The organism is Actinomycetota bacterium (assembly GCA_030774015.1).
GTDB lineage: Bacteria > Actinomycetota > UBA4738 > UBA4738 > JACQTL01 > JALYLZ01.
Genome location: JALYLZ010000099.1, coordinates 1 through 11,364, shown reverse-complemented (window position 1 = coordinate 11,364; position 11,364 = coordinate 1). Strand labels below are relative to the sequence as shown.

Below are 11,364 nucleotides of genomic sequence, written 5' to 3'. Positions count from 1 at the left end.
AGACACCCTGGCGGACAAGCAGGGAACCCCTTATGTGCGGTCACACTTCTATGACTAACCGCACCTCGATCCGGTCAGGCATCGAATAGCTGATATGGAGGGTTCCTCGCCTCCCACGCCCTCGCACTTGCGTAAAGGCTTGTCTTCCTGAAGTCCTTGCTATCGTATGCCATTCGAAGCCCCTCCTCTAACACGTCGGGCAAAGCACCGGCCATCCGCCGGGAACCAATAGCCCGTCTCAGACCCACACTCATGATGGCAACGATATCGTGCCCTGAGCAGAGTTGGCGCAAGTCTGGCTGCTCCGACAGAAGGGAGCTGACAACCTCGTGAACCCTTCTTCTCCTAAGAGCAGAGCCGCTCACCTGCAAGACAACCTCAACCCATCGCCCGAAGTCGAGGTTTAAGTGTCGTGGCTCAATGCACCTCGCGCGATCAAGCCTAACGTTGAAATCAAGGCGCCATCCCTCTCGCTCCGAGGCCCACCGAAGCGCCCCTAAGGGCGCCGCTATCTCAAGAAGGATACGGACGAGAGGCTTCCCTCCATGGAGGGCTCGAAACCGAGCGATCTTTTCCGCCGACCCCAGTTCGCGAATTACTCGGCCCAACGCTGTCGAAACGATTACCAACATCTCCGCATCATGAAAATCAGTGATTAGAAGGTTCGCAGAAGGCGTCCCCACTCCTTCCAAGTGCCAGAAGTCTCCATCCACTATCCCCACCACCCAGGAAGTTTAGCGGTCTCCACGAGCCCCATGACTTCCAGGACGTGCTCCTTGCCGTGTGCCGGGATCGAACGTGTCACCGAAGTATCCAGCCACCGGTCATACAATCGGGCGTCGTGTTCGCCTTCAAGGATGACCAAGGCACCGCGGAACGCAGTACGAATCATGCGAAGCTCAGCGAACACGTCGTAGGCAGTCAAGTGCCGCCTCACGATACCGGCGGCTCCAAATCCACAGCCAGTTGCCAACTCTTATGGATGATTTGAGGCGAGTGCGTAGCCACCAGAAAGTCCACACTCGAGACTCCCGCGATCCGCCGAAGATCTTCGAGAAAGCGATGTTGCCAAGTTACATGTAGAGAGATTTCGGGTTCGTCTATGCATATAAACGAGCCAGGTGCCACCTCGAAGAGGAGCTGGTACGCAAGGACCAGTTCGTGCTGCTCGCCGGAGGATAATTGTGTCGGAGGAAGCTCCTCCCCTACATTGGTCTCGAAGGCAAAGCCCTTCCCCTTGTCCACAAACATCGTTTTGAATAGAAACTTAGGGTTGATGATCTCCTTGAACAATTCAATCCGTGCCAGCAACTGGTCGAACGTCTTTAACTTACGATCCACGTCTGCCAGATACGCCCACAAGAGCTTCAACTCGATGGCGTCGAGCTCTCTATGTGGAAGTGGAAGCTCTTCCGCCGCTTCGAGGAGTCCAGCCTCCATGAGTCTTCCTCGTTGCTCTCCTTGAACAATGAACCGGCGCCGGATCTCCTTCTCTGTCGCCCTTGCAGGAAGCTTGCGTTGCTTCAGCAGCCGGCTCGGAAACGTTCGATCCAGTTCTTGAGAGATGGTAGCGTATTGGGCAAGATCCCTCTGAATCGTGTGAGATAGAGCACTCGCATATGTAGCCACCGCCGAGGCCATCTCGGTCGGGCGCGGTCTACCCAATCGGCGGGGCCTTTCGCCAATCGCGAATAGACGTTGAGTCTCAATGAATAGGATTGGGAGGCTTTCGAGTATTTCGCTCAGCCACTCGGGCACCCGGCGTGCCAGGATTTGGCGCGGGATTGGGAGAATCTCCCCATATCTGTCCAAAACTTGCTCAAGGGCAAGGGTTTCCCCGGTCAACTGATCGAACCATTCGAACTCACCAACCCTCTGCAGCGTATCAACATGGTCTTCAATTAGCCCAAGGGGGGGCACGAATCGACGCTCAGCCTCATCGAGGATTGGCAGGTTGAACTTGAGGTCTTCGCCGAGGCTAGGGTTCTTGAGCGAGAAAGCTAGATCGGGCTGAGGTTGATCTTGGGAAGGCGACTTGCGGCGAGCGACCTTCAGCTTCTCGCCGGTCTCGAAAGCAATTTCTATACTCCCGAATGGAATCCGGCGGAGTACGCTGAAGTTCTGAGCAAATAGACTGGAAAGAGCCTTCAGAATGGAGGTCTTGCCTACGCCATTCGGCCCATGGATGAGCGTGATTCTCTCGTCAAGGTTAAGCGGGATGTCATATGAAAACGTATCGAAGAGCCCTCTGATCGAAACCGAGCCGATCCGCACCCTGCATCACCCCCTTCGCGTATGATGGCTCGTTCCTTGGTCTCAGCGCAAGACTCGAGAGGGACGCAGGACTTGCCATCAAGACGCCGGAAGGATCGCGCTCAGCTCAGTCCCCGGGAGGAGCGAACTACCGGTCGACGGACACGCCGATCATCTCGCTCGACCACGGCGCCGAGCGGGCCCGGACCTTCCTCGACCAGCGGGGTCACGGTTCTGGGCGTGGCCCCCCGACGCTGTCCAGCTCCGGGACGCCGCCCTAGCGACGCTGGCGCCCGGGTAGGCAAAGTGATTTGGACCTTCGCTCGGAGCGGACGATTCAGTCGCGGACCGCTACCGCTTCGATCTCCACGAGCTGCCCGCGGTAGCCGAGCGACGCCACACCCACCAGGGTGCTGGGCGACGCCCCGACCGGGGAGTCCCGCACCACATTCCACACAGCCGCCTGCCGGTCGTGGTCGCCGCCCACCACGTAGACGGTGGTCTTGACCACCTGCTCGGCGCGGGCCCCGGCTGCCTCCGGGGACAGCAGCAGGTTCGCCAGGACCTGCTCCGTCTGGCGGACGGCGTCGCCCTCTCCCACGAGCTCCCCCGACCCGTCGAGGGGAACCTGGCCCGCCGTGAACACGAGGGTGCGCCCATCGGCCACGGCCAGGTGGTGGTAGCCGGGCGGTTCGCTCAACGCAGGCACGTTGCTCAGCCGAACGGTCATCGGTCCTCCTTTGCGTCGTCCCGGACTTCACTGCTGGGCTGGAGGAACGGTAACCGGGACGCCGTCAGGCGGCGGTCCAGTCGGGCATCTCGGGCTCCGCGGCGCCGACCTCGATGCGGGCGAGCCCGGTGCCGTCGGGACGGATCACGCTCAGACCGGGGGCGAACAGGATGTATCTGCCGTCCGGCGACCACACGGCGAACTGGCCGAACACGTCAGTCAGGCGGTGCTGGTTCGAACCGTCGGCATTCATGATCCACAGCGTGTGGTACGGGCCGACGTCACCGGATGTCTTGCAGCCCGCAGCGCTCGAGTACGAGCAGTCGTCCCGTACGGAGGCGAACACGATCTGCCGGCCGTCCGGTGACCAGGCCGGCCAGCCGTCCGGTCCCGGCGAGTGCGTCAGCTGCCGCACGTCCGTTCCGTCGGCGTCCATCACGAAGATGTCGTAGGCGCCGTCACGGGCGGGGGACATGAAGGAGATCTTCGTGCCGTCGGCCGACCACGCCGGGTACTCGACGTAGCGGTGCGCAACCCGGAGCGAAAGGGCGCCGTCCGGCGATGCGAGGTACAGGTGCAGCCCCACCAGTCCGGGCCGGGCCGAGTTGAATGCGATCCACCGCCCATCCGGCGACCACGCCGGTCCCCAGTCGTCCCCCTCCCACAGTGACACGTTCCGTTGTGCGGACCCGTCGGCGTTCATCACGTAGATCTCGTTGTTGCCGTCGCGCTCCGACCGAAAGGCGATCCGCTTCCCGTCAGGCGACCAGGACGGGTCGAAGTCGTTGGCCGGGTTCGCGGTCAGCTGGCGGAGGTGCGACCCGTCCGCATTCACCACGTAGACGTCCGCCGTGCCGCTGGCGAACGCGATCCGCCCTGGAAGGGACGACACGTCGATGGCGCCCGCCTGAAGCGGAGTCGCGGAAGGGGTCGGCACGGGAGAGGGCCCAAGCGTGGCCGAAGCGACGGGTGTCGTACCGTGCGACCCCGACGCCGTACACCCGGCGAGCAGGACGACCGTCCCAGCGGCCGAGGCCCAGATCCAGCGAAGGGTCCTTCCGCCCATGACGCTTTGGAGTACACCTGAAGGGGGCGGACGGTTCCCGGTCAGTCGGCGCCGGCCCGGCGCGACGCCCTCAGGCGGTCGGTCTGGTCCAGGACCACCTTGCGCAGGCGGACGCTCTTCGGGGTGACCTCCGCGCACTCGTCCTCGCGGATGAACTCGAGGGCCTGCTCCAGGGACAGCTCGCGGTGCGGGATGAGGCGCACCAGCTCCTCCGAGGTGGACGAGCGCATGTTGGTGAGCTTCTTCTCCCGGGTCGGGTTCACGTTCATGTCCTCCGACCGGCTGTTCTCGCCCACGATCATGCCCTCGTAGACCTCCACGCCGGGGCCGATGAACATCGAGCCGCGCTCCTGGAGGTTCAGCAGGGCGAACGAAGTGGTCATGCCACGCCGATCGGCCACCAGCGACCCCGTCGGACGCGTGCGCAGCTCGCCGTGCCACGCCTCGTAGCGGTCGAAGACGTGGTGCAGCAGGCCGGTCCCCCGGGTCTCCGTGAGGAACTCGGTCCGGAACCCGATCAGGGCCCGGGCCGGCACCAGGTACTCCATGCGGACCCAGCCCGTGCCGTGGTTGACCATGTGCTCCAGGCGGCCCTTGCGCAGCGCGAGGAGCTGGGTCACCACTCCCAGGAAGTCCTCGGGGATGTCGATGGCCAGGCGCTCCACCGGCTCGTGGACCCGCCCATCCACCAGCCTCGTCACGACCTGGGGCTTGCCCACGGTGAGCTCGTAGCCCTCGCGGCGCATCATCTCGACCAGCACGGCCAGCTGGAGCTCGCCGCGGCCCTGCACCTCCCACGTGTCGGGGCGCTCGGTGGGCAGGACCCGGATGGAGACGTTGCCCACCACCTCCTGTTCCAGCCGCCCCTTCACCAGGCGCGCCGTGACCTTGTCGCCGTCCAGGCCGGCCAGCGGCGCGGTGTTGATGCCGACGGTCATGGACAGGCTGGGGTCGTCGAAGTGCGAGACCGGGAGCGGACGGGGGTCGGCCGGGTCGGCCAGGGTTTCGCCGATGGTGACCTCGGCCAGGCCGGCCACCGCGATGATCTCGCCTGGCCCGGCCTCCTCGGCCGGGACACGGTCCAGCGCTTCGGTCACGTACAGCTCGGTGATCTTGGCCGGCTCGATGGACCCGTCGGCCCGGCACCACGCCACCTGCTGGCCCCGGCGGATGGTGCCGTGCATCACCCGGCACAGGGCCAGCCGGCCCACGTAGGGCGAGGCGTCCAGGTTCGTCACCAGAGCCTGGAGCGGATGGGAATCGTCGTACCGGGGCGCCGGGATGTGCTCGATCAGCATCTCGAACAGCGGCTTCAGGTCCGAACCGGCCACGTCCGGCACCGTGGAGGCCCATCCCGCTCGGGCGTTCGCGTACAGGATGGGGAACTCGATCTGCGATTCATCGGCGTCGAGGTCCAGGAACAGCTCGTACACCTCGTCCAGGACCTCGGCGATGCGGGCGTCGGGCCGGTCGACCTTGTTGACCACCAGGATCACGGGCAGGCGCGCCTCCAGCGCCTTCCGAAGGACGAACCGGGTCTGCGGCAGCGGCCCCTCCGAGGCGTCGACCAGCAGCAGCACACCGTCCACCATGGTCAGGCCGCGCTCCACCTCGCCCCCGAAGTCGGCGTGGCCGGGCGTGTCGACGATGTTGATCTTGACCCCGCCGTAGTTCACGCCGGTGTTCTTGGCGAGGATGGTGATGCCCTTCTCGCGCTCAAGGTCCATGGAGTCGAGGACCCGCTCCTCCACGTCCGAGCCCGCCCGGAAAGCGCCCGTCTGCCACAACATGGCGTCGACCAGCGTCGTCTTCCCGTGGTCGACGTGGGCCACGATGGCGACGTTGCGAAGGTCTTCACGGGATGGCATGGCAGGGGTCCTCGAGGGGAGACAGAGGTCGCCTCCAGTCTACCGGCCCGGCGACGCCGAACCGGCGGAGCGGACCTCCTCCAGCAGGCGCGAGGCCTCGGCGAGCAGCGGTAGGGCTCCGAGTCCGGCCAGGATCTCCTGGGCCCGCGACAGCGGTGCCTCTGCCTCGCCGCCTCGACCCGACCCGATCAGGCATCGGGCCTGTCCGAGCAGGGAATGGGCTTCCTCGAACGGGTAGCCGTAGTCGTTCCACCGCGCCGCCGCGTCCGCGTGGAGCCGTTCCGCCTCCTCCAGTTCCCCCCGGGCCTCGGCCAGGATCCCCGCCGCGGCCACGCCCCCGTGCCGCATTCGGACCAAGGAGGCAACCCCCGCTTCGAAGTAGTCCTGCGCGTCGTCGGTGCGGCCGGCCTGGACCAGGACTCGCGAGACCTGGGGCTGGAAGTAGGCCGCGAACGTCGGGTCCAGGACGTCGCGGGCGTACTCCATGATCTGCTCCGTCGCCTCCGGGCGCCGCCCCAGTGCGAGGTCCACCGCCGTCGCCGTGACGAGGGACGGCATGAGGATCTGCGGATCGCGGGCCGCCCGGGCTCTGGGCAGGAACTCCGCGACGAGCTCCGCCGCCTCCCGCGCCCGACCCCGGCTCACCAGCACGTCCGCTTTCGACTGCATGGCGATCACCGTCATCTGCGTCTCCCCGAAACCGCGCCCCCATTCGATGACCTCGTCCGCCGACCGAAGGCATTCGTCCCATTCGCCCGACCCGAACAGGAGCCAGGCCGACTCCGCCGTCGCCCACATGGCGCTGTTGAAGTTCCCGCGGGCCTTGGAATGGTCGATGCCGGCTCGATAGATCGCCAGCCCCGCCGCCGGCCCCATCTCGTCCCACACGAAGTCGGCCAGGTTGACGTAGGCCGCGTAGGCCTGGCCCGAGGCCCGGCTCAGCGCCATGTCCAGCGACTGCCGCAGGTCCGCGAGGCCACCTTCTGGATCGCCCCGAAGGCACCAGATGCTGCCCCGGAACTGGAGGGCCCGCAGGGTCACCTCGTCCATGCCGAACTGGGCCGCGAGCTCGAGGGCCCGGTCGGTCAGACGAAGGCATTCGTCGAACTTGCTGGACAGCATCAATCGGCCTGCCAGGATGGAGTGGGCGCGCGCCAGGAGCGGGGACGGGTCCGTCCCCAGGAGCTCCATGACCTCCCGGGCCACCCGCTCCGCTCGCTCCGTCTCACCGCTGACCCAGAGCGGGCCGGTCAGCGCCATCATCGCCTCCGCCGCCGCCTCCACGTCGCCGGCCTCGCGGAAGGAGCGGATGGGGCCCTCGTAGCCGGCGATGACCTCCTGGGCCGGCCTGGTCCCGGACGTCCACCCGGCGTCAAGCGCCTTGAGCTCGACCCGGGCACGATCGACGGTTCCCTCGGGAAGGAGCTCCAGGGCGTCGCGGTAGAACGACTCCGCCTTGGCGGCGTCGAGCGGGAACGCGCGATCGCCGGCCAGCACCAGGAACCGTTGCAGCGGCTCCCTCAAGCCTTCCGACTCAACCCGGTCTCCCGCCGCCCGGGCCAGCTCCAGCGCCTGGCCGTAGTGGTAGGCAAGGAAGTCGGCCTGGTCCACCGCCCGGTCCCCCGCCTGGCCCTCGATCCACCGGGCCGCGGCCCGGTGCTTCTTCCCGCGGGCGGCGCGGGGGATCTGCCCGTAGGCCACGTCGCGGATGAGCACGTGCCAGAACGAGTACTCGGCCTGGTTCTCCATCGAGGTGGTCCGGGCGGGCCGGAGAAACTCCTTGCGTGCGAGCTCGTGCAGGGCGATGCGGACCGCCTGTTCGTCCACGGCTCCCATGGCGGCCACAGCCCCACTCCAGAAGACCTTCCCCACCACCGACCCGTCCTGGAGCAGCGACTTCTGTTCGATGGGCAGCGTGTCGAGCCGGGCCGCGATGAGCGCCTGGAGCGTCTCCGGGACGGCGATGTCCGCGTCGGCCGCCAGCCGCCACGGGCCCCTGTTCTCCCCGCGAGCAAGCACGCCCCGGTCCACCAGCATCTTCACGAACTCCTCCGTGTACAGGGGGTTGCCGCCGGAGCGCTCCACGAGCGCCGACTGGACCTCCGCCGGGAGCACCGCCTGGGACAGCAGCTCGGAGATCAAACGGGCGGTGTCCTCGGCACCCAGCGGCGAGAGGGCCACGGTGAAGGAGTTCCGCTTCCCGCCGCCCCAACCGGGGTGGCGCTCGTACAGCTCGGGCCTGCCGGTGCACAGGATCAGCAACGGCACGCCCGACGCCCAGTCGACGAGATGCTCCAGGAACTCGATCAGCACCGGATCGGCCCAGTGGAGATCCTCGAAGACGGCGACGAGAGGGGAGCGCGCGGCCGCCAGCTCGAGGAACCGCCGCCACGCCGCGAAGGACTCGTCCCGCGCCACCGCGTCCGCACCGCTGCCGGCGCCCTCGCCGCCCACGAGCGGGGCCAGTCGCGCCTTCAGCCACTCGGCCTCCTCCGCGGGCGCGGCCAGAAAGCGGACGGCCGCGTCGAGCTTCGCCGACGCCCGCTCCGGGTCGTCGGTCTCGTTGATGCCGGCCTGGGCCTTGACGATCTCGCCGAGGGCCCAGAACGCGATGCCGTCGCCGTAGGGGAGACAGCGCCCTTGCCGCCAGTAGACGAGGTCTGGCGTGTCGTCCACGAACCGGCGGAACTCCCAGACCAGGCGCGACTTGCCCACCCCGGGTTCGCCGGTCAGCGTCACGAGCTGCGGCGCCTGGTCCCGAACCGTTCGGATGAACGTGTCCTTCAGCAGCCCGAGCTCGGCGTCGCGGCCGAGGAGCGGCGCCCGGGTTCCCTGCTCGATGTCCACGCCCAACCGGCTCTTCGCCCGTAGGGCCCGCCACAGAGGAATCGGCTCCTGCTTGCCCTTCGCGGCTACGGGGTCGAGATCGTCGTAGTCGAACACCTCGCGGGTCGCCCGGTAGGTCAACGCACCCACCACGACCGCGCCGACCGGGGCGGCGGTCTGCAGGCGGGCCGCGGTGTTGACCACGTCGCCGGTGACGATGCCCTCCCCCTCCGCTGGCCGGGCCCCCAGGGCGACGACGGCCTCCCCCGAGTTGATCCCGATCCGGACCGAGAGGTCCAGGCCGCTCTGCGATTCGTTGAGCTCCTCGATGGCCTCCGTGATGCGGAGCCCGGCGCGGACGGCTCGCTCGGGGTCGTCCTCGTGCGCCACCGGCGCTCCGAACACAGCCATGACGGCGTCGCCGATGAACTTCTCCACCGTCCCGCCGTAGCGCTCGATCTCGATGCGGAGCCGGGCGTGGTACGGGCGGAGCGTGGCCCGAACGTCCTCGGGATCGGCCCGGTCCGAGCGAGCGGTGAACCCCACCAGGTCGCAGAACAGGACGGTGACGACCTTGCGTTCCTCGCCCCTCGGCGCCTCGGCGCCGAGGGGAGACGCGCAGCGGCCGCAGAACCGGAACCCGTCCGGGTTCTCCTGCCCGCAACGGGCACACACGATCATGCGGGGGAGTGTATGCCCGGATGCACGCCTGTCGGCGGCCCGCGCTAGGGTTGGACGAACCGGACCAGCGAACGGAAGGAGCCGACGATGACGGAGTTCGAGAAGCACGAGCCGGGGACGTTCTGCTGGGTGGAGCTCGCCACCAGCGACTTCCCGGCCGCCAGGGAGTTCTACACGAAGCTGTTCGGGTGGCAGGCTTGGGACGCCCCGCTGCCGGACGGCGGCGTGTACACGATGTTCGGGCTCGGAGACCGCTACGTCGGCGCCGGGACCCAGCAGTTCGACCAGGAACGTTCCCAGGGCATCCCGCCCCGCTGGAACGTCTATGTCGCCACCGAGGACGCCGACCAGACCGCCAAGGCGGCGGAAGCCGCCGGAGGCATGGTGCTGGCGCCGCCGTTCGACGTGCTGGAGTCGGGCCGCATGACGGTGATGGCCGACCCCACCGGCGCCGCGATCAGCGCGTGGCAGCCCAAGGACCATCCGGGGTTCGGGCTGGCCGACGTTCCCGGGTCGTTCGGCTGGGCGGAGCTGTGGACGCCCGACACGGCCCGGGCCCAGGCCTTCTACGAGGAAGTCTTCGGGTGGACCGCCCGGACCATGGACATGGGCGGCGGTTCCTACACGATATTCAGCAAGGGCGAGGCCGGTGGGCGGGCTGACCGCCCCCCAGCCCGGCATGGAGATCCCGCCGAACTGGGCCATCTACTTCGAGGTCGCCGACGTGGACGGCACACTGGCCGCCGCGCTGGAGGGCGGGGCAAGCGTGCTGATGCCCGCCATGACCATGGAGGGCGCGGGCCGGTACGCCGTCCTGGCCGACCCGCAGGGGGCCGTCTTCGGCATCGTCAAGGGCGAGGAAGCCGGCTAGCCCGATCGGGGTGGAGCGGCTTCTGCGAGAGGAACGCGAGCGCAGGCCCGGCTACCGCCAGGGGAGCCCGGCGCGGGTTCGCCAGTACTGTTCCGGGGGCTCGGCCAGCCGCGCCAGACGATCGAGCTCGTGGTTCGAGAGCGTGACGGCCGGCGCGGCGACGTTGCTCCGGAGCTGGTCGACGCTGACCGCTCCCGACAGGCAGACGGACGCCCACGGCTGGGACAGGGCGGCGGCCAGCGCGACCGCGTCCGGCCCCACGCCGTGCGCGTCGGCCACACGGGCCAGCTCGGCCGGCGGCGCGCCGTTGGATGTCAGGCGGCCGTTGGCCAGGGCTTCCTTCACGATCACCCCCCAGCCCGACTTCCGCGCCTCGGAGAGGGCCGGCCCCACGGAGGGCTCGAACACGTTCCACGTGGCCTGAACCGCCGAGAAGGGGTTCACGCCGTCGACCGAGACCTCCAGGGCCCGGCGGATCACCTCGCCCTGCCGCGGTCCGCTCGCGGTCAGGCCGATGACCAGACCTTCGTCCCGCAGGCGGGCCAGCTCGGCCAGCACCCGGCGGTCCTCCAGCACGCCGCTTTCCAGGGTCGCCGAGTGGATCTGGTACAGGGCCAGACGGTCGCCCAGGATGGAACGGCTCTCGGCGTACTGGCGCCGAAGGGCCTCCAGACTGTGGTCCTTGACCTCGTTCACCTCGGCGTCGAGGCGCCACCCCGCGGTGTACCGATACCCCCACTTCGACCCGACCGTCACCTTGCGCAAGGGCTCGTCCCGCTCGAGCCAGGAGGCCAGGAACCGTTCGGCGTACCCGTAGGACCGGGCGGCGTCGAAGTACCGGATCCCAGCTTCGTACGCCGCGTCCATCACCTCGTGCGCCCGCCGTTCCATGGCCTCCTGGCTTCGGGCTGCGCCCAGGTCCCGGTCGCGCCTCAGGGTGATGTAGGCGGGGCGGCCGAGGGCGGCGAGGCCCAGACCGATCCGCGACACCGGAAGCCCGGTGGAACCGAGCACGGCGCTCATGAAACCGATCGGGAACGAGGACAGAACGGGCCGCGCCATCCTGGAG

At 67.9% G+C, this 11,364-nt stretch carries 9 protein-coding genes; 1 reads left to right on the top strand and 8 read right to left on the bottom strand.

Features of this window, described 5'->3' with window-relative positions:
• Window positions 1-74: 74 nt before the first annotated feature.
• The 7 genes from M3Q23_09760 to M3Q23_09730 all read right to left on the bottom strand — a co-directional run bounded on the left by M3Q23_09760 (window position 75) and on the right by M3Q23_09730 (window position 9,972).
• Window positions 75-722 carry a DUF4435 domain-containing protein gene (locus tag M3Q23_09760; protein ID MDP9342357.1) on the bottom strand — a complete coding sequence of 216 codons (648 nt, stop codon included), beginning with the start codon at window positions 720-722 and terminating at the stop codon, window positions 75-77.
• Window positions 723-933: 211 nt separating this feature from the next.
• Complete coding sequence (locus M3Q23_09755) at window positions 934-2,274, bottom strand: AAA family ATPase (GenBank protein ID MDP9342356.1); 1,341 nt, start codon at window positions 2,272-2,274, stop codon at window positions 934-936.
• Window positions 2,275-2,590: 316 nt separating this feature from the next.
• Entirely contained in the window at window positions 2,591-2,983 is a 393-nt protein-coding gene (locus tag M3Q23_09750; protein MDP9342355.1) for a RidA family protein, read from the bottom strand.
• A gap of 64 nt (window positions 2,984-3,047) precedes the next feature.
• Window positions 3,048-3,920, bottom strand: a complete 873-nt coding sequence (locus tag M3Q23_09745) for a hypothetical protein (GenBank protein MDP9342354.1) — start codon at window positions 3,918-3,920, stop codon at window positions 3,048-3,050.
• Window positions 3,921-4,090: 170 nt separating this feature from the next.
• Window positions 4,091-5,917: a translational GTPase TypA gene (gene typA, locus M3Q23_09740; GenBank protein ID MDP9342353.1), complete on the bottom strand. Its 1,827-nt coding sequence runs from the start codon at window positions 5,915-5,917 to the stop codon at window positions 4,091-4,093.
• 39 nt (window positions 5,918-5,956) lie between these two features.
• Window positions 5,957-9,424 carry an AAA family ATPase gene (locus M3Q23_09735; GenBank protein ID MDP9342352.1) on the bottom strand — a complete coding sequence of 1,156 codons (3,468 nt, stop codon included), beginning with the start codon at window positions 9,422-9,424 and terminating at the stop codon, window positions 5,957-5,959.
• A gap of 323 nt (window positions 9,425-9,747) precedes the next feature.
• Window positions 9,748-9,972, bottom strand: coding sequence for a hypothetical protein (locus M3Q23_09730; protein MDP9342351.1), 225 nt, complete (start codon window positions 9,970-9,972; stop codon window positions 9,748-9,750).
• Window positions 9,973-10,073: 101 nt separating this feature from the next.
• Between M3Q23_09730 and M3Q23_09725 the strand changes: the two genes are divergently transcribed.
• Window positions 10,074-10,295 (top strand): hypothetical protein, encoded by a 222-nt coding sequence (locus M3Q23_09725; protein ID MDP9342350.1) that lies wholly within the window; start codon window positions 10,074-10,076, stop codon window positions 10,293-10,295.
• Between the two features lie 51 nt (window positions 10,296-10,346).
• Here M3Q23_09725 and M3Q23_09720 read toward each other — a convergent pair whose 3' ends face one another.
• A complete protein-coding gene (locus M3Q23_09720) occupies window positions 10,347-11,318 on the bottom strand; it encodes an aldo/keto reductase (protein MDP9342349.1) in 972 nt (323 codons plus the stop codon).
• Window positions 11,319-11,364: the final 46 nt, after the last annotated feature.

Bases quoted from the DNA above. Each gene is read 5' to 3' on its own strand.
- typA (MDP9342353.1), bottom strand. From the start codon at position 5,917: ATGCCATCCCGTGAAGACCTTCGCAACGTCGCCATCGTGGCCCACGTC.
- M3Q23_09735 (MDP9342352.1), bottom strand. From the start codon at position 9,424: ATGATCGTGTGTGCCCGTTGCGGGCAGGAGAACCCGGACGGGTTCCGG.
- M3Q23_09720 (MDP9342349.1), bottom strand. From the start codon at position 11,318: ATGAGCGCCGTGCTCGGTTCCACCGGGCTTCCGGTGTCGCGGATCGGT.
- M3Q23_09750 (MDP9342355.1), bottom strand. From the start codon at position 2,983: ATGACCGTTCGGCTGAGCAACGTGCCTGCGTTGAGCGAACCGCCCGGC.